The following is a 21,952-nucleotide window of genomic DNA, read 5'->3' on the forward strand; positions in this document are numbered from 1 at the left end:
GGTTATTGGCGCAGCGGCTTGCACCGCGCAGCAATTGGCGGGATGGTGTGGAAGGCAGCCGGGGGCTCTGGCAGGCCGGAGATGCATGGCTGCTGGAAAACAAAATGGTGCGAGCTTGTTTGGCCCTTGTCGCCCTTGTTGCCCTTGCGAGGCCAACAGAAGCAGGCGAGCGAGCGGCTCCCCTCTTCGACCGCTCCGATCTGGCATCCACGTATTCCGGTGAGTCCGACCTCGTAACCGCCTATACGAGCGGGATGGCCCGGTACCGTCTTCAGCTCATGGCGCGTACCGGCACCGCCAATCTCGCCGCCCCTCTCGAACCTTTGGCCCTGCGGCCGGAATTTCGCCAGCGGACATGGCGCTCGGCCGATGGCAGCCTGCTGCAGGGCTTCGCCGGCAAAGGCGGCTTCCGGCTGACTGTCGGCAACTGCCTTGCCCGCCTCTGCGCGGCCAGCGAATGCAGCGAGGCCGGCTGGCCGGTCTATGCCTGCAGCGACGGCCATAAGCGCAAGATGTCGGTGAAGAGCTTCGTGACGGCAACCTTCGACGGCGTCCCTTACCTGCGGTTGAGCGCTCCGCCGGAACCGTGATTTGATTGCGGTCGACGACGCTGCCGGTTCAGCAAAGTCAGGTACTCGTCTCCACCCGAAACGCTGGCTGCACCGCTTCTCGTCACCGGAGCAGCCACATCAGCACGGGACCGCCAGCGAGCGTGGCGACCAGGCCGGCCGGGATCTGGCGCGGGATCAAGGTGCGGCCGATCTGCGAGCGAAGGGCAATGCGAGAAGTGCAAGCACGGCGGCCAGGTTGCGCCGGCGTTGCCCGGCATGGCATCTGTCGGCCGATGTCACGCAAGCCCCTACGACAGCTTCCCGAATTCCCGCGACGACCGATCGCTGGAAAAGTCAGCCTCAACCGAGCGCTGTCGAAGCTAGGATTCTGCTCGCGCAAGCAGGCCGAACTGATGATCGCCGAAGGACGCGTGCGCGTTGCCGGCAAGGTGGCGCGCGATCCGTCGCTGCGCGTCGATCCGGATCGCGACCGCATCGCAGTCGATGGCGCACAGGTCGCCGCGGAACGAAAAGTGTATCTTATGTTCAACAAGCCGCGCGGGCTGGTCACCACGCGCGACGACCCCGAAGGACGCGGCACCGTCTATGACTGCCTTGCCGATCTCGACCTGCCCTTCGTGTCGCCGGTCGGGCGTCTCGACAAGGCGAGCGAAGGTCTGCTGTTGATGACCAACGACACGCGCTGGGCGAACCGTTTGCTCGATCCTGCCTCGCATGTCGCCAAGACCTATCATGTGCAGATTGCTTCCGTGCCCGACGAGAAGATGCTCGAGCGGTTCCGCCAAGGCGCTGTCGTCGACGGGGAATTGCTGACGGCGAGCTCGATCGCGCTCTTGCGCAGCGGCGGGCGCACGACATGGCTGGAGTTAGTCCTCGACGAAGGCCGCAACCGCCAGATCCGCCGCATGCTCGGCGCCTTCGACATGGGCGTGCTCAGGCTGGTACGGGTGGCGATCGGGCGGCTGCAGTTGGGTGATCTCGCGAAGGGCAAGGCGCGGCATTTGACGGCCGAGGAGCTGGCGATACTTGCCGCTTAACAGGGGCCGGAACTACTTTTGGTTCCAGCGGCGGATGACCGGCTCGGTCAGGTCGTGCTCGTAGCCGAGGATGCTGAGGCTCGCGGTATCGAGGACGAAATGTTCGCCGCCTTCCGGCGGCAGGCCGATCCAGCACGCCGCAAGCACGCGCAGGAAATGCGAGCTCGAGAAGATGAGCACATTGCCGGCCACCGTCCGGATTTCGGCCACGATCGCATTGGCCCTGGCGCCTACATCGGCCGCCGTCTCGCCGCCCGGGCAGCCGTCGCGAAACAACTGCCAGCCCGGACGTCCGGCAAGGATTTCCTTCGTTGTCACGCCTTCATAGGCGCCATAATCCCATTCCTGCAGGTCGGCCTTCTTGAGCGCGCGCTCGCCGAAGCCGGCCAGCCGGCAGGTGTCGAAGGCGCGCTGCGACGGGCTCGACCAGACCGCCTGGAAGGTGTGCTCCTTGAGGCGGTCGGCGACGCCGCCTGCGGCCTGTTCGCCTTTCGCGGTCAACGGAATGTCGGTGCGGCCGGTATGCTTTCCCGATGCGCTCCATTCCGTCTCGCCATGGCGGACAAGGTAGATCTCAGGAAACGCGCTGCTCATCCGCCGGCCCTCACGCTTGGATGCACCGGCAAGAATGCCGGCCCGCGCCACCCTATGCGGCGTCCGACAAAAAGAACAGGCCGCGGCGGAGCCACGGCCTGTTTCGGCTTGGGTGGACGCTCTTTGTCTGTGCAACTCCGGATCGAAGGCTACGGTGAAGTCACCGAGGCAATTTTCCGGGAATTGTTGCGATCGCTCAGGCCGGCTGCAGGCCGCCTGAGAGCGCGAGGTCTGCCTCCTCCGGCATCTGGCCGGCCATGGCGGCGGCGAACTGCTTCTGGTCGAGCTCGCCTTCCCAGCGCGCCACGACGATGGTCGCGACGGCATTGCCGACGAAGTTGGTGAGCGCGCGACACTCCGACATGAAGCGGTCCACGCCGAGGATCAGCGCCATGCCGGCAACCGGCACCGAAGGCACGACCGAAAGCGTGGCCGCCAAGGTGATGAAGCCCGCGCCGGTGATGCCGGCGGCCCCCTTGGAGCTCAGCATGGCAACGAGCAGCAGCAGGATCTGGTCGCCGAAGGTGAGCGGCGTGTCGGTCGCCTGGGCGATGAACAGCGCTGCCAGCGTCATGTAGATGTTGGTGCCGTCGAGGTTGAACGAATAGCCGGTCGGGATGACGAGACCGACCACCGAGCGGTTGCAGCCGGCGCGCTCCATCTTGGCCATCAGGCCGGGAAGCGCTGCCTCCGACGACGAGGTGCCGAGCACCAGGAGCAGCTCTTCCTTGATGTAGCGGATCAGCGCCAGGATGGAGAAGCCGTTGTACCATGCCACCGCTCCCAGCACGATCAGCACGAAGAGCAGCGACGTCAGGTAAAAGGTGCCGATCAGGAAGGCGAGATTGGCGATCGCGCCGATGCCGTATTTGCCGACGGTGAAGGCCATGGCGCCGAAGGCGCCGATGGGCGCAGCCTTCATCAGGATGGCGACGAGGCGGAAGATCGGCGCCGTCAGCGCCTGCAGGAAGTCGACCACCGGACGAGCGCGCTCGCCGACCAAAGCGAGAGCGACGCCGAACAGCACCGAGAAGAACAACACCTGCAGGATGTCGCCCTGGGCGAAGGCGCCGGTGATGGTGTCGGGGATGATGTTCATCAGGAAGCCGACGATCGTCGTGTCATGCGCCTTCTCGGTGAAGGTCGAGACCTTCGAGGCGTCGAGCGTCGCCGGATTGATGTGCATGCCGGCGCCGGGCTGGACGACATTTGACACGATCAGGCCAACGATGAGCGCCAGCGTCGAGAAGACGAGGAAATAGATCATCGCCTTGCCGGCGACCCGGCCGACCTTATGCAGGTCGGAGACGCCGGCGATGCCGGTCGCGACGGTGAGGAAGATCACTGGCGCGATCACCATCTTGACCAGCTTGATGAAGGCATCGCCGAGCGGCTTCAGCGAGGCGCCGATGTCGGGATAGAAATGGCCGAGCAGGATGCCGGCGGCGATCGCCGCCAGGACCTGCACGTAAAGATGCCGATAAAAGGGAACTTTGCCGCGCGGTTCCGCGGCAGCGATTGCCGTCTGCATGATGTCCTCCGTTCGGCCCCGATCGAGAAGCTCGACCTCCCGGGGCAGTTGACCTTCACAGCCTCGCGGCTGCTGCGGATGCATTTGCAACGGCCGTGCCAGATTGCGCCTTGATGCGTCGAGCATTGATTTTGTTTGGTTTTCTGACGCAACGCGCTTTGCCATTCAACAGCGCAGTGCGGCGATCCGCATAGCTCGAATTGTGCTTTGTGCGAAATCATGCACAAATGGGCGATGCTGCAACGCCCCGCCGCTGCCCTCGCTTCGACGCCCGAACTGCTCGCCGGGCGGGCGCGGCGCGCCTGGCTGCTGTTTGCGGCGGTGGCGCTTCTCATCGTCTTTGCAGCGCTCTTTGGCGCCGGCCTCTACGGACGCTCGACCGAGATCGAGGCGCTGTCGGCGCAAGGGCGGACCGACGCCAATCTCAAGGTCGCGCTGCTGCGTGCGGTGCTCGAAAATCCGCGCGCGCTGCCGCTGCTTCTGTCCGAAGACCAGCAGGTGCATGACGCGCTCGCCGAGCGCAGCCCCGCCTCGATCGACGTGCTCAACCGCAAGCTCGAAGGGCTGGTTTCCGGCACCAAGGCCTCGGTGCTTTACGTCACCGGCCCGGACGGGCTGGCCATCGCTTCCAGCAACTGGCGCGAGCCGGTAAGCTTTGTCGGCAATGACTACGGTTTTCGCGCTTATTTCTCCGGCGCCATGCAATCCGGCACGGCCGAGTATTTCGCGCTCGGCAATGTCAGCAAGCGCCCGGGCCTCTACATTTCGCGCCGTGTCGGGAGTGCGGCGGCCCCGCTCGGCGTCGTCGTGGTCAAGATGGAGTTCGACCAGCTCGAAGCCGACTGGCACGAGGCGAACCGCCCGGCCTATGTCAGCGACGAGCATGGGGTGGTGCTGATCACCAGCGTGTCCTCCTGGCGCTTCATGACGACGGCGCCGCTGGCCGCTTCAGTCGCGGCCGACATCCGCGCCAGCCAGCAGTTCGGCGAGGCTCCGCTGGTGCCGTTGCCCGTCACGAGGCCGCAACCGCTCAGCCCCGATGTCGCGTTGGTGCACGCCATCACGCCCGGCGGCAGCGACGCGGAGTATCTGCGGCTATCGACCGCCGTGCCGTCGACGCCATGGCGCCTCGACTATCTCGTGCCGGCGGAAGCGCCGATCGCGGCGGCGCAGCGCGAAATGCGTTTGTTGGCCCTCGGCGTCCTTGTCCCGCTCCTCGCTTTGGCCGCCTATCTGTTGTGGCGCCGGCAGTCCGCGCAGATGCGGATCGCCGCCGAGCAGGCGGCGCGCGCCGAACTCGAACGGCGCGTCGTCGAGCGCACGCAGGACCTCAGCCTCGCGCGCGACCGGCTGCAGGCCGAGATCGCCGACCACCGCAGCACCGAAGCCAAGCTGCAGGTCATGCAGCAGGAGCTGGTGCAGGCCAACCGCCTGGCGACGCTCGGCCAGGTTGCCGCGGGCGTCGCGCATGAGATCAACCAGCCGGTGGCGACCATCCGCGCCTATGCCGACAATGCGCGCGTTTTCCTGGAACGCAAGCAGACGGCGCCGGCGGAGGAAAATCTCGGCGCCATCGCAGCGCTGACCGAACGCATCGGCTCCATCACCGAGGAGCTGAAAGCTTTCGCCCGCAAGGGTCGCACCGCCGCCGAGCCGGTCGAGTTGCGCAGCGTCATCGAAGGCGCCGTGGTGCTGCTCAGGAGCCGCTTTGCCGGCCGATTGGACGCGCTGGCGATCACGCTGCCGCCGGCGACGCTGAAAGTGATGGGCAACCGGCTGCGGCTGGAGCAGGTGCTGATCAACCTGTTCCAGAACGCGCTGGAAGCGCTCGATGGTCGTGACGGTGCTCGGGTCGAAGTGTCCGCCGAGGAAACCGCCGACGGCGTCGCGCTGATCGTGTTCGATAACGGACCGGGGATTCCGCCGGCGATCCTGAAATCGCTGTTCACGCCTTTCAATACCTCGAAGGAAAAGGGCTTGGGGCTCGGGCTCGTCATCTCGAAGGACATCGTCGCCGACTATGGCGGGCGTATCGAGGTGACAAGCAGCGGGACCGGCACCCGCTTCACCATCCATCTCTCGAAGGCTGGCCCGAGATGACAGACGGCAATCCGGTCATCCTGATCGATGACGATAGCGACCTGCTCAAGGCGACGAAGCAGACGCTCGAACTCGCCGGTTTTGCCGTGTCTGCCTTTTCCGCTGCAAGCGAGGCACTCGCCGGCCTCGATGCCGGCTTTGCCGGCGTCTTGGTGTCAGACATCCGCATGCCCGAAATGGACGGCCTGCAGCTTTTCGACCTCGTGGTCGACCTTGACCCGGATATTCCCGTCATCCTCGTCACCGGGCACGGCGATATCGCCATGGCGGTGAAGGCGATCAAGGACGGCGCCTATGACTTCATCACCAAGCCCTTCGCCGCCGACCGGCTGGCGCAAAGTGTATGGCGCGCCGCGGAAAAGCGCCGTCTTGTTATGGAGAACCGCGCCTTGCGCGAAGCGGCCGAGCAGGCGCAGGAAGGCCTGCCGCTGATCGGCCAGACGCCGGCGATGGAGCGGCTGCGCCGCACGCTGAGACAGATCGCCGACACCGATGTCGATGTGCTGGTGACCGGCGAGACAGGCTCGGGCAAGGAGGTGGTGGCGAGCCTGCTGCATCGCTGGAGCCGCCGCGCCAAGGGCAATTTCGTCGCGCTCAATTGCGGCACGTTGCCGGAGACAGTGATCGAAAGCGAGTTGTTCGGTCATGAGGCCGGCGCCTTCACCGGCGCGCAGAAGAAGCGCGTCGGCCGCATCGAGCATTCGAGCGGCGGTACGCTGTTTCTCGACGAGATCGAAAGCATGCCACCCTCCACTCAGGTGCAGATGCTGCGCGTACTCGAAATGCGCGAGGTGACGCCACTCGGCACCAACGAAATCCGGCCCGTCGACCTGCGCGTCGTTGCCGCCGCCAAGGTCGATCTCGGCGATCCCGGCCAGCGCGGCAATTTCCGCGAAGACCTCTACTATCGGCTCAATGTGGTGACGCTGTCGATCCCGCCGCTGCGCGAGCGGCGGGACGACGTGCCGCTGCTGTTCGGGTATTTCGCCGAGCGCGCCGCCGCCCGCTTTCATCGCCAGGTGCCCGCGGCGCCGGCCGCCGTCCAGCGCCATCTGCGCGAACACGACTGGCCCGGCAATGTCCGCGAGCTCGCCCATTTTGCCGAGCGCTTCGTGCTCGGACTGGAAGAGATCGGCAGCAGCCCCGCCGCTCAGCCGACAGATTTGGACGTCTCGATGCCCTTGCCGGAACGGCTGGAGCGCTACGAGGCCGAGATCATCCGCGAGACACTTGGCCGCAATGGCGGCGATGTCCGGCGTACGATCGAGGCGCTCGGCATTCCGCGCAAGACCTTCTACGACAAGCTGCAGCGGCACGGCATCGTGCGCAGCGATTTTTCCAGAGAGATCAAGCTTGTGGAACCCGATCGAAGCCCCCGGCGTTGAGGCTATCCAGGAAACCGTGGCACGTTGGCACCAGCCGGGTGGCGAACGCATGATGGCGGTGGCGTTGCCGGTTGCACTTGGCAAGCGTTGATGGTTTGTTGCCGCTCAGCGGAGAACGAATGATGCGCGAATCCCTCGGTCAAGACGAATACGGCTCGGCCAGCCCCTTTGATCCGGACGATTTGCCGAATCTCAACGCCATGGGACCGGCGATGGGCAGCGGCAATGATTTCGAGAAATATGCCGTTGCCGTCATCATCGTGTTCGGCGCGCTGATCATCGGCGGCCTCATGGCCGCCTCGATGACCTTCGGCCACCGCAACGGCTTCCTGTTTGCGTTGGGCGGCGCCACTTCGGCCTGGATTTCGGGCAACGCGCTGCTGATTGACCGGCCGCGCATTTATGCGCTGTTCGTCGGCATCGCGGCGGTGCTGCTGATTGCCTCGACCATTACCCTCGTCGTGTAGTCAGTAGCCCAGCGCCTCGCCGGAAGCGGCGCGGCTGTCGATGGCTCCGTTGTAGCGGGCGCCGCCACCTTTCTCGATCTCCGCCAGGCTCTTGCCGCCGACAAGGATGCCGGCCGCCTGGCCCCAGGTCTGGTCGCTGAGATCGAGATGATAGCCCATGCCGGCAAGCAGCCTTTCGGTGTCGGGAGAAAGCCCGAATGGCTCGACATAGACGGTGTCGGGCAGCCATTGATGGTGGATGCGCGGAGCGTCGATCGCCTCCTGAATGTTCATGCCGTGGTCGATGACGTTGACGATCGCCTCCAGCGTGATGGTGATGATGCGCGAGCCACCCGGGCTGCCGATGACCATGAACGGCTTGCCGTCCTTCACAACGACGGTCGGGCTCATCGAGGACAGCGGCGTCTTCTTCGGCTGGATCGCGTTGGCCTCGCCTTGGACCAGTCCGTAGAGGTTGGGCACGCCGGGCTTCTGGGTGAAATCGTCCATTTCGTTGTTGAGCAGGATCCCGGTGCCGTCGGCGACGACGCCGGCGCCAAAGGAACCATTGAGCGTATAGGTGACGGCTACCGCGTTGCCGTCCTTGTCGATGATAGAATAATGGGTGGTTTCCTTCGACTCGCCGAAGCCCTTGGGCATCAAGTCCTTCGAGGCGCCGGCGCGGAACGGATCGATCTTGTCGCGGATGTCCTTGGCATAGCCCTTGTCGAGCAGTTTCGAGACCGGATTGTCGGCGAAATCCGGATCGCCGAGCGCCGAATTGCGGTCGACATAGGCATGACGCATGGCCTCGACCATGACGTGGACGGTCTCGGCCGAGCCGGCTCCGAGATAGGACAGCGGATAGCCTTCGAGCACATTGAGGATTTCGCAGATGATGACGCCGCCCGAACTCGGCGGCGGCGAGGAGATGATCTCGTAGCCGCGATAGGAACAGGTCACCGGCTTCAGCTCGCGCACCGCGTATTGCTCGAAATCGCCTTTGGCGAGGATGCCGCCCTTGGCGCCGCTCGCCTTGACGATCGCGTCGGCAATCGGCCCCTTGTAGAAGGCATCGGGGCCTTTCTCGGAGATCGCCGAGAGCGAGGCCGCAAGGTCCGACTGAACTAGCTTCTCGCCGATGCCATAGGGCTTCCCGTCTTTTTTCAGAAAAATAGCGGCCGCTGCCGGATCCTTGGCCAGCCGGTCGGCGCCGCCGGCGAAGGAGGCCGCGTCGCCCTGGTTGAGGACGAAGCCGTCCTTGGCATAGGCGATCGCCGGGGCCATGAGATCCTGTCTGGACAAGGTCCCGTATCTCTCGCGCGCCATCTCGAAGCCGGCCACCGAACCAGGCACGCCGACGGCGAGATAACCGTCGAGGCTGGCACCTTTGATCGGCTTGCCCTCCTTATCGAGATACATCGTCTTGGTCGCCGCAAGGGGCGCGCGCTCGCGGAAATCGATGAAGGTCGAACGGCCGTCCTTCAAGCGGATGGTCATGAAACCGCCGCCGCCGATATTGCCGGCATTCGGATAGACGACGGCCAGCGCATAGCCGACGGCGACCGCCGCATCGACGGCGTTGCCGCCCTTCTTCAGCACGTCGATGCCGACTTCGGTGGCGAGATGCTGGGCGGTCACCACCATGCCGTGCTCGCCCTTGGCGGGAGCCGGCGAAGCCGCAAAAACGGCGGCCGATGGTGTGAAGGCAACAGTGAGCGCAAAGCTGACGGCGATCAGCGTCCGGCGGGTGAAATGCATGGTGGGTCTCCAAGGCGGGGGGACACCCAGGAAAGACCGTTGGAGCGCGTTAGTCCAATAACAATTGGAGTAGCATTGGGCAGAGCCCCTCACCTGCCCCCCGAATTGCGAAGGGCAATTCGGGGCAGTCCGACCTCTTCCCGCGGGGGAAGGAGCTCGTCAGCGCCGACGCCAACCTCTTCTGCCTTGGGAGAAAGGCGGCCGCGAAGCGGCCGGATGAGGGTGTCAGACGATCCCGCCGCCACCGCCGGCGACGCCCGGCCGCTCCGCCGCGACCTTCGCCCGGTAGCCGGCCTGGCGATAGGCGGCGACCGGATCAATGGCGCCGCCGGTTCTCAGCCGCGCCATGGCGAGGATCGGCTCGACATCGGTGCGGTAGGCGGTCTTCAGCGTCTGCGTCGCCATCAGCGCGTCGTTCGCTTCCTGAAAACCGTCCAGCGCCTTGCGGTCGACCAGCAGCGCCTGCGCATAGGCGCGCTGCACCTCGACCGCGGACAGCATCAGGCTTTCGATCGGATCGGTGACGTTATGGCTCTGGTCGAGCATATGCGCGGGATGGAAGCCCTTGGCACCCGAAAGCTCTGCATCGACCAGCTCGTTGAAGACCAAAAACAGCCGGTAAGGATCGATCGAACCGGCGTCGAGATCGTCGTCGCCATGTTTGGAATCGTTGAAGTGGAAGCCGCCGAGCTTGCCGAATTGAATCAGCCGCGACACGATCATCTCGATGTTGACGTTGGGCGCGTGGTGGCCGAGGTCGACGAGGCAGAAGGCCTTGTCGCCGAGCTCCTTGGCGATGATGTAGTTCGTGCCCCAGTCCTGCACGACGGTCGAATAGAAGGCCGGCTCGTACATCTTGTGCTCGGTAAACAGCCGCCAGTCGTCCGGCAGGCCAGCGTAGATTTGCCGCATGGCGTCGAGATAGCGCTCGAAGGCCTTGGCGAAACTGACCTGGCCGGGGAAGTTCGAGCCGTCGCCGATCCATACCGTCAGCGCCTTCGACCCAAGCGTCCTGCCGATCTCGATGCATTCGAGATTGTGCTCGACCGCCTGGCGGCGCGTGCCGGCATCGGCGTGCGACAGCGAGCCGAATTTGTAGGAGAGCTTCTGGTCCTTCGCGTCGGAAAAGGTGTTGGAGTTCATCGCATCGAACCCGAGCCCGAAACGCGCCGCCGCCTGCTTCAGCCGGTTCGGATCGGCCTTGTCCCACGGGATATGCAGCGAGACGGTAGGCGTCGCTTGCGTCAGCTGGCTGATGACGGCGCAATCCTCGATCTTGTCGAAGATGTCGCGCGGCTCGCCGGGGCCGGGAAAACGGGCAAAGCGCGTGCCGCCGGTGCCGACGCCCCAGGACGGGATCGCGACGCCGAATTTTTCGACTTGGTCGCGGATGGCGTCGATGGCAATGCCGCGCCGGTCGAGGCGTTCGCCGAGCGAGGCGTAGTCGCGCTCGAGGGCGGGTTGGCGAGCTGAGTTGTGGTTGGCGACGAGGTCGGCTGAGATGATCTGTTCGGACATTTTTTCCTCCCAATTCGCCAGCGCTGCCCCTCACCCTTACCCTCTCCCCGTATAGTGACGGGGAGAAGGGACGCGCTCCAGCGCTGGCGCCCCTCTCCCCGTTCTTACGGGGAGAGGGTAAGGGTGAGGGGCAGCGCTGGCTTTGACAATTTACCGCGTAAAACTCTGCGCGTTGCCGGCGTCGACATTGACGATGTTGCCAGTCGACTTGGCCGACATGTCGGAAGCGAAGAAGTAGATCGCTTCGGCGATATCTTCCGGAAATACCGAGCGTTTCAGCATCGAACGCGACCGGTAATGCTCCTCGAGATCGTCGGTCGACATCTTGTAGGCGGCGGCGCGCTGTTCCTTCCATTCGCCGGTCCAGATCTTGGAGCCGCGCAGCACGGCGTCCGGATTGACGACGTTGACCCTGATCTGCGCCTCCGCACCCTCAAGCGCGAGACAGCGCGCGAGATGGATCTCGGCCGCCTTGGCCGTGCAGTAAGCGGCGGCGTTGGGCGAAGCGGCAAGGCCGTTCTTGGAGGCGACGAAGACGACATTGCCGCCGATCTTCTGCGCGCGGAACAGCCGGAAAGCCTCGCGCGAAACGAGGAAATAGCCGGTCGACAGGATGTCCATATTCTTGTTCCACAACGCCAGCGTCGTTTCCTCGATCGGCGCCGAGGAGGCCAAGCCGGCATTGGAAACCAGAATGTCGATGCCGCCGAACTCGACCGAAGTTTCGGCAAAGCCCGACGTGACCTGATCTTCCGAGGTCACGTCGATCCGCACCGGACGGACGAAGTCTTTGCCGTAGGCCTTCGACAGCTCTTCGTGAGCGCCGGCAAGCGCGGCCTCATCGATATCGGCCAGCACGACGCAGGCGCCTTCGCGCAGCAGGCGGTTGGCGGTGGCGCGGCCGATGCCGCCGGCGCCGCCCGTGACCAGCGCGATCTGTCCCGCCAGCGCCTTCGGCTTCGGCAGGCGTTGGAGCTTGGCTTCTTCCAACTGCCAGTATTCGATGTCGAAGGCCTCCTGAGCCGGCAGGCCGACATAGGACGAGACCGTCGAGGCGCCGCGCATGACGTTGATGGCGTTGACGTAGAACTCGCCGGAGATGCGCGCCGTCGCCTTGTCGCCGGCGAAGGTGAACATGCCGACGCCCGGCATCAAATAGACGACCGCGTTCGGATCGCGGATGGCGGGCGAGTCCTTATGTTTGCAACTGTCGTAATAGGCCTGGTAGCCGACGCGATAGGCCTCAATGTCGTCGGCGAGGCGCGCGATGACGGCATCGACATCCGGCTTTGCCGGATCGAAGTCGATCACCAATGGCCGGATCTTGGTGCGCAGGAAATGGTCCGGGCAGGACGTGCCCAGGGCCGCCAGCGGGCGCAGGTCTTTCGAATTGACGAATTCGAGCACTGCCGGCTGGTCGTCGAAATGGCCGAGCTTATGGCTCTTTTCCGAGATCAGGCCGCGGATTCTCGGCATGAGTTTCGCGGCAATGGCACGCCGTGCCGGCGCCTCGAGCGCCTTCACCACCTCGCCGCCGAAGATCGCCTTGCCCTGGGATTTGCGCTCGAACCAGTCGATCGCCTGATTGATCACCGAAATCGTCGTTTCGTAACATTCCTTCGGCGTGTCGCCCCAGGTGAACAGGCCGTGGCTTTCGAGAACCACCCCCTTGGCGTCGGGGTTCTCGCGGCAGAATTTCTCCAGCCACAGCCCAAGCTCGAAGCCCGGCCGCTTCCAGGGCAGCCAGCCGATGGCCTCGCCAAACACCTCTTTCGTGATCGCTCTGGAGTCCTTCGCCGCGGCAATCGCGATAATGGCATCGGGATGCATGTGGTCGACGCAAGCCTTCGGCACAAAGGCATGCAGCGGCGTGTCGATGGAGGCCGCGCGCGGATTGAGGTTGAAGGTGCAGTGGGGCAGATAGCCCACCATCTCATCCTCGTGGTCGACGCCGCGATAGAGGCTCTTCAGCGCGCGCAGCTTGTCCATGTAGAGGGTCGCAAACCCGTCGAGCTTGATCGAAGCGCTGTCGCCGCCCGAGCCCTTGACCCACAGCACCTCGACGTCCTCACCGGTCAGCGCGTCTTTCTGCCAGACCTTGGACGAGGTGTTGCCGCCGCCATAATTGGTGACGCGCTTGTCTGACCCCAGCGTGTTCGAGCGATAGACCAGAAGCTCGGGACCGCTCATCCCTTCGGCCCTTGCATCGTCCCACAGATTGGCGAGGCGCGAGCCGGAGCGCTTGTCGAGCATAGGTATCCTCCCTTGGGACGCTAAAAATGCGCAGTCCAATTTGGCAGGAATGTCTACGCAACAGGGCCTCTTGTCAATCATAAACGATCAAGATCGATCATATTGCACTGCACAATGAAAATATGTGATCGGAAATGATTGACACTGCGCGTTTTCTGGTGCCTGATAGCCAGGCAGGGAGGAACCATGCACGAAAAAGAGCGCCACAGGATCATTCTGTCCGCCGTCCAGGAAAAGCCTGTGGTGACGGTGCAGGAAATGGTCGACCTGACGGACTCCTCCGAGGCGACGATTCGGCGCGATATCGCGGCGCTGCATGTGCAAAAGCGCCTGCGCCGGGTGCGCGGCGGCGCCGAGGCGATCTCACCGCCGCAAGTCATCGGCCTTGCCGGCCGGCCCTTCTCGGTCAACGAAACGCTGAACGCCGCGCAGAAGCGGGCGATCGCGCGGGAAGCGGTGAACCTTTGCAAGGACGGCGAGCCGATCATCATCAATGGCGGCACCACGACCTTCCAGATGGTGCATTTCCTGACCGGCCGCCGCATGCCGATCTTCACCAACTCGTTCCCGATCGCCGAGCATCTGCTCAAGCACTCGAAGAACACGGTGATGCTGTCGGGCGGCACGATCTATCGCGAGCAGAACATCATCCTGTCGCCCTTCGACAATGACGTGACGCGCAATTTCTATGCGCGGCGCATGTTCATGGGCGCTCAAGGGTTGGGACCGCTCGGCCTGATGGAAGGCGACCCGCTGCTGATCCAGGCGGAGCAGAAACTGATCGACCAGGCCGACGAGCTGGTGGTGCTGGTCGATTCCTCGAAATTCCGCATGCGCTCCAGCCTGATCCTGTGCGGGCTGTCGCGCATCACGACCGTGATCACAGACGACGGCATCGACGACCGCGAAGCCAAGATGCTGGAAACCGCGGGTGTGGCGCTGATCGTCGCCCGCAAACAGTCAAGCGACAAGGAGGAATCTTCACTGCAGGCCTGAGGACAACTCGCGCCCGCAGCGGCGATGGAATGCAACGCTCAAGGGAGGATATTCGAATGAGCTTTTTGAAGAAACTGCTGGTCACGGCGGCCTTTTCCGCCGCCATGTTCGTGAATGGCGCCTATGCCGAGAACGTCAAGATCGCGCTGGTCGTGAAGTCGCTCGGCAACGGCTTCTTCGACGCCGCCAACAAGGGCGCCGAGGAAGCGGCCAAGGAACTGGGCGACGTCGACGTGATCTATACCGGTCCGACCAAAGCGACGGCGGAGGCGCAGATCGAGGTGATCAACTCGCTGATCGCGCAGAAGGTCAATGCCATCGCCGTCTCGGCCAATGACGCCGATGCGCTGGTGCCGGTGCTGAAGAAGGCGATGGATCGCGGCATCACCGTGATCTCGTGGGACTCCGGCGTCGCCAAGGAAGGCCGCCAGCTCCACCTCAACCCGTCCGACACCAATTTGATCGGCGAAACCATCATCAAGCTCGCCGCCGACTACCTGCCGGAAGGCGGCGATGTCGCCATCCTCTCGGCATCGTCGACCGCGACCAACCAGAATGCCTGGATCGAAGCGGCCAAGAAGATGCTGCCGGAGAAGTTCCCGAAGATCAAGCTGGTCGCCACCGTCTATGGCGACGACGACTCCGCCAAGAGCACCGACGAAGCCAAGGGCCTGTTGAAATCCTATCCGAACCTCAAGGCGATCATCGCGCCGACCACCGTCGGCGTCGTTGCCGCCGCGCAGGTCGTCACCGACGAGAACCTGATCGGCAAGGTCAACGTCACCGGCCTCGCGCTGCCGTCGGAGTTCAAGAAGTTCATCGACAACGGCGCCAGCCAGGCGGTCGCGCTGTGGAACCCGATCGACCTCGGCTACTCGGCGATCTATCTCGCGCATGACCTGGCGGTGAAGAAAGAAGAGGCCAAGCCCGGCGCCACGCTGTCGATCGGCCGCGTCGGCAAGGTGACGCTCGACGATACCAACTCGGCTGCGATGGCTCCGCCCTTCCAGTTCGACAAGACCAACATCGAGAAGTTCTCAAAGATCTATTGATCTGAGGAGCTTGCACCCTCCCCCTTGTGGGGAGGGTCGGCGAGGCGGTGTCGCGAAGCAAAACTGGCGAGACGGGGCGGAGGCGACGACGCTTCCATGCACCAGGACCTTAACTTGATATGCTAGACAACCCCCATCCCGCTCACTTTGTTCGCGACCCTCCCCGCGAGGGCGAGGGCAAATTGGCCCCGCGCCTGACGCTCTCAGGCATCTCCAAGAGTTTTCCGGGCGTTCGGGCGCTGCACAATGTCAGCCTGTCGCTCTATCCCGGACAGGTGACGGCGCTGATCGGCGAGAACGGCGCCGGCAAGTCGACGCTGGTCAAGATCATGACCGGCATCTACCAGCCCGACGCCGGCGAAATCAGCATCGACGGCCAGGCCACGGCGCTGCCCAGTGCCCATGCCGCGTTCGCCCACGGCATCACCGCCATCCATCAGGAGACGGTGCTGTTCGACGACCTTTCTGTCGCCGAAAACATCTTCCTAGGCCATGCGCCGCGCACCCGCTTCGGCACCATCGACTGGCGCACCATGCGCAAAAATGCGCGCGAGGTGCTGGAGACGATGCGCGCCGGCCATATCGACGCCGATGCTCGGCTGAAGGACCTTGGCATCGCCAACAAGCATCTGGTGGCTGTGGCGCGCGCCATGTCCATCGACGCGCGCATCGTCATCATGGACGAGCCGACCGCCGCACTTTCGATGAAGGAGATCGAGGAGCTTTTCCTCTTGATCGAATTCCTGAAGAGCGAAGGCAAGGCGGTGCTCTTCATCAGCCACAAGTTCGACGAGATCTACCGCATCGCCGACCGCTACACCGTCTTCCGCGACGGCGAGATGGTAGGCGAAGGCCTGCTCAAGGACACCGGCCAGAACGAGATCGTGCGTATGATGGTCGGCCGCAACGTCGACCACATCTTTCCGCAGCGCGAGCCGAAGATCGGCGCTCCGGTGCTGTCGGTCTCCGGCCTGTCGCACCCGACCGAGTTCGACGATATCGGCTTCGAATTGCGCAAGGGCGAAATCCTCGGCTTCTATGGCCTGGTCGGTGCCGGCCGCAGCGAGGTGATGCAGGCGATCGCCGGCATCACGCGCACCAGCCGCGGCACGATTTCGCTGGACGGCAACTCAATCGCGCCGAAATCGGCGGCGGATTCGATCGAGGCCGGCATCGTGTATGTGCCGGAAGAGCGCGGCAAGCAGGGTGTCGTCATCGGCCTGCCGATCTTTCAGAACGTATCGCTGCCTTCGCTTGCGCGCACCTCGAAATCCGGTGTGCTCAAGCTGGCGGAAGAATTCTCACTTGCCCGCTCCTACACCGAGCGGCTGGACCTGCGCGCGTCGTCGCTCAGCCAGGATGTCGGCACGCTTTCCGGCGGCAACCAGCAGAAAGTAGTCATCGCTAAATGGCTGGCGACGACGCCGAAGGTGATCATCCTCGACGAGCCGACCAAGGGTATCGACATCGGCTCCAAAGCCGCCGTGCACGGCTTCATGGCCGAGCTGGTGGCGCAGGGGCTATCGGTGATCATGGTCTCCTCGGAATTGCCGGAAATCCTCGGCATGTCCGACCGGGTCGTCGTCATGCGTGAAGGCCGTATCGCGGCCACCTACGACAACAAAGGCCTCGACGCCGAGACGCTGGTCAGGACCGCAGCGGGGATCGCGGCATGAAGAATTTTCTCAAATACCGCGAGATCTGGCTGCTCGCCGGCATCGTCCTGCTGATCGGGCTGATCTCGACCCGCTTCCCCGGTTTTGCCGATCCGGCCAATCTGCGCCAGGTGTTCAATGACACCTCGATCCTGATGATCCTGGCGCTCGGCCAGATGGTGGTGATCCTGACGCGCTCGATCGATCTGTCGATGGCGTCCAATCTCTGCTTCACCGGCATGGCGGTGGCCATGCTCAACGCCGCCCATCCGGCGATCCCGATCCCGGTGCTGATCGTCATCGCACTGCTTGTCGGCCTCCTGCTCGGCGCCATCAACGGCATCCTGGTGTGGCGGCTGAATATCCCGTCCATCGTGGTCACGCTCGGCACGCTCACCATCTATCGCGGCGCCACCTTCGTCGTCTCCGGCGGCGCCTGGGTCAATGCCGACCAGATGAGCCCCGACTTCATCAACTTCCAGCGCGCCGCCTTCCTCGGCCTGCCGGTTCTGTCGTGGATCGCGCTTCTCGTCATTGCGCTGTTCTTTCTGGCGATGACGCGCACGCAGATCGGCCGCTCGATCTATGCCATCGGCGTCAACCCGACCGCCTCGGTCTATGCCGGCATCGATGTCGGTCGCACCAAGTTCATCGTCTTCTGCATTTCCGGCATGATCGGCGGGCTTGCCGGGTACTTATGGATCTCGCGTTACGTGATCGCCTCGGTCGAGGTCGCCAACGGCTATGAGCTCAACATCATCGCCGCCTGCGTCATCGGCGGCATTTCGATCGCCGGCGGCATCGGCTCGGTCGGCGGCGCGGTGCTCGGCGCGCTCTTCCTCGGCATCATCTCCAACGCGCTACCGGTCATCAACATCTCGCCCTTCTGGCAGATGGCGATCTCGGGCAGCGCCATCATCCTGGCCGTGGTGCTCAACGCGCGCGGCGAGCGCCGGCAGGGCCGCATCATCCTCAGAAAGGCGGAAGCGGCATGACCGACACCCCTGCCCCGCGTCATATCCCCGACCGGCTCGACAAGCCGCTTTCTTCGGCGATTTTTTCCTGGGAGGCGCTGCTCGTCGTCATCGCGATCCTCATCTTCGCGGTGAACAGCTTCGCCTCGCCCTATTTCCTCGACCCCTGGTCACTCTCGGATCTGACCTTCAACTTCACCGAAAAGGGCCTGATCGCGCTCGCCATGGCGCTGCTGATCATCTCGGGCGAGATCGACCTGTCGGTTGCTGCGATCGTCGCGCTCGCTTCGACGATGATGGGCATGGCGGTGCAGGCTGGCGCCGGCACGCCGGTGCTGGTCGCGATCGGCATCGCCGTCGGGCTCGGCTGCGGCGCTTTCAACGGGCTGCTCGTCACCAGGCTCGGCCTGCCCTCCATCGTCGTCACCATCGGCACGATGAGCCTGTTTCGCGGCATCGCCTTCATCATCCTCGGCGACCAGGCCTATAAGGGATATCCGGAAAGTTTCGCCTTCTTCGGCCAGGGTTATGTCTGGTGGGTCTTCTCGTTCGAGCTGGCGTTGTTCCTTCTCGCGGCGCTGGTCTACTGGTTCGTGCTGCATCGCACGAGCTTCGGCCGGCGCGTCTTTGCCATTGGCAACAATCCGGTCGCCTGCCAGTTCTCCGGTGTGCGCGTCGACCGCATCAAGTTCATCCTTTTCTGCCTCACCGGGCTGATGTCTGGCATCGCCTCGGTGCTGATCACGTCGCGGCTCGGCTCGACAAGGCCGTCGATCGCGCAGGGCTATGAGCTGGAGGCCATCACCATGGTGGTGCTGGGAGGTGTGTCGATCCTCGGCGGCGCCGGCAGCATCCTCGGCGTGGTGCTTGCCGCCTTCATCATGGGGCTGGTGACCTTCGGCCTCGGCCTGCTCAACGTGCCCGGCATCGTCATGTCGATCTTCATCGGCCTGCTGCTGATCATCGTCATTGCGCTGCCGATCGTCTGGCGGCGGCTGCGCGAAGGACGTTTCGCCTGATGGAGAAACACGCCTTCAAGATGAAGCTCAATCCCGGCATGAAGGCCGAGTACAAGCGCCGCCATGACGAGATCTGGCCTGAACTGGCGGAGCTGCTGAGAGAGGCCGGCGTCTCCGACTATTCGATCCATCTCGACGAGGAGACCAGCATCCTCTTCGGCGTGCTGTGGCGACGCGACGATCACGGCATGGCCGACCTGCCGAAACATCCTGTGATGCAGCGCTGGTGGGCGCATATGGCCGACCTCATGGAAACCAAACCCGACAATGAGCCGGTGGCGGTGCCGCTGGAAACCATGTTCCATATGGCATGATCCGCCACGTCGCCGTCATCGATATCGGCAAGACCAACGCCAAGGTGGCGCTGGTCGAGCTCACGACGCCGAGCGAGATAGCGCTGCGCCGCACCGCGAACGCGCCCGTTTGGCAGGCGCCCTACCCGCATCACGATGTCGAGGCGCTGTGGACGTTCATCCTGAACAGCCTCGCCGATATCAACCGCGAGCGGCGGATCGATGCGATCTCGATCACCACGCATGGCGCGACCGGGGCGCTGGTCGACGCCGCCGGCGAACTGGTGCTGCCGGTGCTCGACTATGAATTCGACGGCCCCGACCAGCTTGCGGCCGACTACGACGCCGTACGCGCTCCCTTCGCCGAAACAGGCACGCCGCGGTTGCCCATCGGCCTTAATCTCGGCGCGCAATTCTTCTGGCAGCAAAAGCGCTTTCCAGTGGAATTCGCCAAGTCCGCCGCGATCCTGATGTACCCGCAATATTGGGCGCTGCGGCTGACCGGCGTCGCCGCCAACGAAGTGACATCGCTGGGCTGCCACACCGATCTGTGGAACCCCTGGACGTCCGACTATTCCTCGCTGGTCGACAGGATGGGCTGGCGTCCGCTGATGGCGCCCGTGCGTCGGGCGAAGGACAGGCTCGGATCGATCCTGCCGGCGATTGCCCGACTGACAGGGCTCGACCCCGCGACTCCCGTGTTCTGCGGCCTGCACGACTCCAACGCTTCGCTGCTCCCGCATCTGTTCTCCGATCGGCCGCCCTTCTCCGTCGTCTCGACCGGCACATGGGTGGTCTCGATGGCGGTCGGCGGCAAGAAGGTCGAGCTCGATGCGGCGCGCGACACGCTGGTCAATGTCAATGCGCAGGGCCATCCCGTGCCGTCGGCGCGCTTCATGGGTGGACGCGAGTTTTCGCTGCTGACCGAGGGCCAGGCGCAGGACTGGACCGAGGCCGATGTTGCCGCCGTGCTGGCACGCCAGGCCTTGCTGCTGCCTTCAACCCAACAGGGGTCTGGGCCATTCCCTCACCATGCCGCGCAATGGGTCAACGCCGAGGGCTTGCCCCCCGGCCAGCGCTTCGCCGCCATCTCGTTCTATCTGGCGCTGATGACCGCGACCTGCCTGGAGTTGATTGGCGGCGACGGGCGGACGACGGTCGAAGGGCCCTTTGCGCGGAACCCGCTTTTCATCCGCATGCTGGCGGCGGCAACGGGACGGGCTGTCATTGCGTCGGAGACGTCGACAGGAACGAGCATCGGCGCGGCACTGCTGGCGTCAGACGGCGCTACCGCAATGAGCAAAGGCGAGCGGACCGAGCCACCCGCAGATCCGGCTTGGCATGATTACGCGCGAGCGTGGCAGCGGGTCGTCGGGACGTGATCCGCGCCATGGTATTTGCCACAACTTGACAGGTCGCGCCGACCAGCGCCGACATAGGCCAGTGGCAACTTGCCGACCGAACGTCTCAGCCCGATGTCGCGTAAAGCAACCCTTGCGGATCGATCTCCGGCTTGCGGCCGGCGACGAGATCGGACAGGAATTTTCCCGAGCCGCAAGCCATGGTCCAGCCGAGATGGCCGTGGCCGGTGTCGAGATAGAGGTTGCGGTATTTCGCCTGACCGAAGATGGGCACGGAACTCGGCATCATCGGCCTCAGGCCTGCCCAAAGCAGCGCCTTCTTCTCGTCGAAGGCGCCCGGGAACAGGTCCTTGCCGGTTTCCAGGATGGTTCTGAAATCACGCGGCTTGAAGCTGCGATCGAAGCCTATGAATTCCGCCGTCGAGGACATCCGCAGCCGGTTGCCCAGCCTCGAATAGCCGATCAGCCGGTCCTCGTCGGCGCCGCCCATGGTCGGGCCCTTGCTCTCGTCATCGAGCGGGACGGTCACGGTGTAGCCCTTCACCGGGTAGACGGGCAGGTCGATGCCGTAGCGGCGGCCGAACAGGCCGCTTTCGGGTCCCATCGAGATGACGACGGCGTCGCCCGCAACCGGTCCGGCCGAGGTCATCACGGCTCGCACCCGGTCGCCCTCGATGTCGAGACCCTCGATTGTCGTGCCGAACAGGAACCTGACGCCAAGCTTCTCGGCCGCATAGGCGGCGAGCTTGTCGACGAATTGCTTGGAATCGCCGGTCTGGTCGATCGGCGAATAGATGCCGCCGGCGATCTTGTCCTTCACGTCGGCAAGGCCCGGCTCTAGCTCGGCTAGGCGGTCGCGGCCGACGATCTCGATCGGTAGGCCGTGCTCGCCGAGATAGCGGTAATTGGCGGTGCCGGTGTCGAAGCTTTTCTGCGAGCGGAAGAAGTAGAGGATGCCTTTCTTGCGTTCGTCGTAGTGGATGCCGGTCGCCTCCGAGAGCGCATTGATGCAGTCGCGCGAATAGAGCGCGAGCCTCAGCTTGACGTCGGTGTTGGCGCGCAGGCGCGCTACGGTGCATTCGCGCAGGAAGCGCAGGCTCCAGGCATAGAAATACGGATCGAGGCGCAGCCGGACCTTGATGCCGAGGTCATGGTTCCAGAGCGCGCGCAAAAAGGTCTTCAGCGCCGCCGGCGAGGCCCAGGCTGTGGCGTCGCCCGGCGAGACCAGGCCGGCGTTCGACTGGCTGGTGCCGCGCGCCGCTGCCTCATGGCGCTCGATCACCGTCACCTCATGACCGTCTTTAGCCAGATAGTAGGCGGCCGCCGTGCCAACCACGCCGGCGCCGAGCACCAAGACCTTCATGCCGTCCCTCAAGGCTCATTCCAATAGTGCGCCTTCGGCGCA

At 64.2% G+C, this 21,952-nt stretch carries 18 protein-coding genes; 12 read left to right on the forward strand and 6 right to left on the reverse strand.

The features are described 5' to 3' along the window. Positions 1–5 precede the first annotated feature (5 nt). On the forward strand, positions 6–590 hold the full coding sequence (locus tag CK218_RS24465) for a hypothetical protein (RefSeq protein ID WP_245435181.1): 585 nt from the start codon (positions 6–8) through the stop codon (positions 588–590). A 254-nt stretch (positions 591–844) separates the two neighbouring features. Further along, on the forward strand, positions 845–1,609 hold the full coding sequence (locus CK218_RS24470) for a pseudouridine synthase (protein ID WP_095829171.1): 765 nt from the start codon (positions 845–847) through the stop codon (positions 1,607–1,609). 12 nt (positions 1,610–1,621) lie between these two features. Here the strand turns inward: CK218_RS24470 and CK218_RS24475 are convergent, their stop codons facing one another. Further along, on the reverse strand, positions 1,622–2,203 hold the full coding sequence (locus CK218_RS24475) for a histidine phosphatase family protein (protein ID WP_066993924.1): 582 nt from the start codon (positions 2,201–2,203) through the stop codon (positions 1,622–1,624). 196 nt (positions 2,204–2,399) lie between these two features. Beyond that, positions 2,400–3,734, reverse strand: a complete 1,335-nt coding sequence (locus tag CK218_RS24480; RefSeq protein ID WP_095826078.1) for a dicarboxylate/amino acid:cation symporter — start codon at positions 3,732–3,734, stop codon at positions 2,400–2,402. Positions 3,735–3,968: 234 nt separating this feature from the next. Between CK218_RS24480 and CK218_RS24485 the strand changes: the two genes are divergently transcribed. The 3 genes from CK218_RS24485 (at position 3,969) to CK218_RS24495 (ending at position 7,686) form a co-directional block, all read left to right on the forward strand. After that, the gene (locus tag CK218_RS24485) at positions 3,969–5,834 is read left to right on the forward strand and encodes an ATP-binding protein (protein ID WP_095829218.1); all 1,866 of its coding nucleotides are present in this window, start codon (positions 3,969–3,971) and stop codon (positions 5,832–5,834) included. Then, positions 5,831–7,219, forward strand: coding sequence for a sigma-54 dependent transcriptional regulator (locus CK218_RS24490; RefSeq protein ID WP_095777435.1), 1,389 nt, complete (start codon positions 5,831–5,833; stop codon positions 7,217–7,219). The genes CK218_RS24485 and CK218_RS24490 overlap by 4 nt, the downstream gene beginning before the upstream one ends. 212 nt (positions 7,220–7,431) lie before the next feature. Then, positions 7,432–7,686 carry a hypothetical protein gene (locus CK218_RS24495; RefSeq protein WP_170950361.1) on the forward strand — a complete coding sequence of 85 codons (255 nt, stop codon included), beginning with the start codon at positions 7,432–7,434 and terminating at the stop codon, positions 7,684–7,686. Here the strand turns inward: CK218_RS24495 and ggt are convergent, their stop codons facing one another. From ggt to CK218_RS24510, 3 genes are all read right to left on the reverse strand, one after another. Beyond that, the gene (ggt, locus tag CK218_RS24500; protein ID WP_095829172.1) at positions 7,687–9,426 is read right to left on the reverse strand and encodes a gamma-glutamyltransferase; all 1,740 of its coding nucleotides are present in this window, start codon (positions 9,424–9,426) and stop codon (positions 7,687–7,689) included. Between the two features lie 225 nt (positions 9,427–9,651). Beyond that, positions 9,652–10,944, reverse strand: a complete 1,293-nt coding sequence (gene rhaI / locus CK218_RS24505) for an L-rhamnose catabolism isomerase (protein ID WP_095829173.1) — start codon at positions 10,942–10,944, stop codon at positions 9,652–9,654. A 150-nt stretch (positions 10,945–11,094) separates the two neighbouring features. Continuing rightward, a complete protein-coding gene (locus CK218_RS24510; RefSeq protein ID WP_095829174.1) occupies positions 11,095–13,197 on the reverse strand; it encodes a bifunctional rhamnulose-1-phosphate aldolase/short-chain dehydrogenase in 2,103 nt (700 codons plus the stop codon). A 186-nt stretch (positions 13,198–13,383) separates the two neighbouring features. Between CK218_RS24510 and CK218_RS24515 the strand changes: the two genes are divergently transcribed. The 7 genes from CK218_RS24515 to CK218_RS24545 all read left to right on the forward strand — a co-directional run bounded on the left by CK218_RS24515 (position 13,384) and on the right by CK218_RS24545 (position 20,568). Next, positions 13,384–14,193, forward strand: coding sequence for a DeoR/GlpR family DNA-binding transcription regulator (locus CK218_RS24515; protein WP_095777439.1), 810 nt, complete (start codon positions 13,384–13,386; stop codon positions 14,191–14,193). A gap of 56 nt (positions 14,194–14,249) precedes the next feature. Further along, positions 14,250–15,245, forward strand: a complete 996-nt coding sequence (gene rhaS / locus CK218_RS24520; protein WP_095777440.1) for a rhamnose ABC transporter substrate-binding protein — start codon at positions 14,250–14,252, stop codon at positions 15,243–15,245. 119 nt (positions 15,246–15,364) lie between these two features. Next, positions 15,365–16,921, forward strand: a complete 1,557-nt coding sequence (locus CK218_RS24525) for a sugar ABC transporter ATP-binding protein (RefSeq protein ID WP_245418765.1) — start codon at positions 15,365–15,367, stop codon at positions 16,919–16,921. Continuing rightward, positions 16,918–17,895, forward strand: a complete 978-nt coding sequence (locus CK218_RS24530) for an ABC transporter permease (RefSeq protein ID WP_095777442.1) — start codon at positions 16,918–16,920, stop codon at positions 17,893–17,895. The genes CK218_RS24525 and CK218_RS24530 overlap by 4 nt, the downstream gene beginning before the upstream one ends. Continuing rightward, positions 17,892–18,893: an ABC transporter permease gene (locus CK218_RS24535; protein ID WP_095829175.1), complete on the forward strand. Its 1,002-nt coding sequence runs from the start codon at positions 17,892–17,894 to the stop codon at positions 18,891–18,893. Before CK218_RS24530 ends, CK218_RS24535 begins: the two co-directional genes overlap by 4 nt. Beyond that, entirely contained in the window at positions 18,893–19,207 is a 315-nt protein-coding gene (gene rhaM / locus CK218_RS24540) for an L-rhamnose mutarotase (protein ID WP_179294590.1), read from the forward strand. The genes CK218_RS24535 and rhaM overlap by 1 nt, the downstream gene beginning before the upstream one ends. Then, a complete protein-coding gene (locus tag CK218_RS24545) occupies positions 19,204–20,568 on the forward strand; it encodes an FGGY-family carbohydrate kinase (RefSeq protein WP_095829177.1) in 1,365 nt (454 codons plus the stop codon). The genes rhaM and CK218_RS24545 overlap by 4 nt, the downstream gene beginning before the upstream one ends. A gap of 85 nt (positions 20,569–20,653) precedes the next feature. Here CK218_RS24545 and CK218_RS24550 read toward each other — a convergent pair whose 3' ends face one another. Continuing rightward, positions 20,654–21,910, reverse strand: a complete 1,257-nt coding sequence (locus tag CK218_RS24550; protein ID WP_095829178.1) for a D-amino acid dehydrogenase — start codon at positions 21,908–21,910, stop codon at positions 20,654–20,656. Between the last annotated feature and the right edge of the window lie 42 nt (positions 21,911–21,952).

This window comes from Mesorhizobium sp. WSM3879 (assembly GCF_002294915.1).
GTDB lineage: Bacteria > Pseudomonadota > Alphaproteobacteria > Rhizobiales > Rhizobiaceae > Mesorhizobium.

Coding starts and splice junctions, on each gene's coding strand:
- rhaI (WP_095829173.1), bottom strand. CDS start 10,944: ATGTCCGAACAGATCATCTCAGCCGACCTCGTCGCCAACCACAACTCA.
- CK218_RS24530 (WP_095777442.1), top strand. CDS start 16,918: ATGAAGAATTTTCTCAAATACCGCGAGATCTGGCTGCTCGCCGGCATC.
- CK218_RS24480 (WP_095826078.1), bottom strand. CDS start 3,734: ATGCAGACGGCAATCGCTGCCGCGGAACCGCGCGGCAAAGTTCCCTTT.
- rhaS (WP_095777440.1), top strand. CDS start 14,250: ATGAGCTTTTTGAAGAAACTGCTGGTCACGGCGGCCTTTTCCGCCGCC.
- CK218_RS24485 (WP_095829218.1), top strand. CDS start 3,969: ATGCTGCAACGCCCCGCCGCTGCCCTCGCTTCGACGCCCGAACTGCTC.
- ggt (WP_095829172.1), bottom strand. CDS start 9,426: ATGCATTTCACCCGCCGGACGCTGATCGCCGTCAGCTTTGCGCTCACT.
- CK218_RS24470 (WP_095829171.1), top strand. CDS start 845: ATGTCACGCAAGCCCCTACGACAGCTTCCCGAATTCCCGCGACGACCG.
- CK218_RS24475 (WP_066993924.1), bottom strand. CDS start 2,203: ATGAGCAGCGCGTTTCCTGAGATCTACCTTGTCCGCCATGGCGAGACG.
- CK218_RS24545 (WP_095829177.1), top strand. CDS start 19,204: ATGATCCGCCACGTCGCCGTCATCGATATCGGCAAGACCAACGCCAAG.
- CK218_RS24525 (WP_245418765.1), top strand. CDS start 15,365: ATGCTAGACAACCCCCATCCCGCTCACTTTGTTCGCGACCCTCCCCGC.
- CK218_RS24535 (WP_095829175.1), top strand. CDS start 17,892: ATGACCGACACCCCTGCCCCGCGTCATATCCCCGACCGGCTCGACAAG.
- CK218_RS24490 (WP_095777435.1), top strand. CDS start 5,831: ATGACAGACGGCAATCCGGTCATCCTGATCGATGACGATAGCGACCTG.
- CK218_RS24515 (WP_095777439.1), top strand. CDS start 13,384: ATGCACGAAAAAGAGCGCCACAGGATCATTCTGTCCGCCGTCCAGGAA.
- CK218_RS24550 (WP_095829178.1), bottom strand. CDS start 21,910: ATGAAGGTCTTGGTGCTCGGCGCCGGCGTGGTTGGCACGGCGGCCGCC.
- CK218_RS24495 (WP_170950361.1), top strand. CDS start 7,432: ATGGGCAGCGGCAATGATTTCGAGAAATATGCCGTTGCCGTCATCATC.
- CK218_RS24510 (WP_095829174.1), bottom strand. CDS start 13,197: ATGCTCGACAAGCGCTCCGGCTCGCGCCTCGCCAATCTGTGGGACGAT.
- rhaM (WP_179294590.1), top strand. CDS start 18,893: ATGGAGAAACACGCCTTCAAGATGAAGCTCAATCCCGGCATGAAGGCC.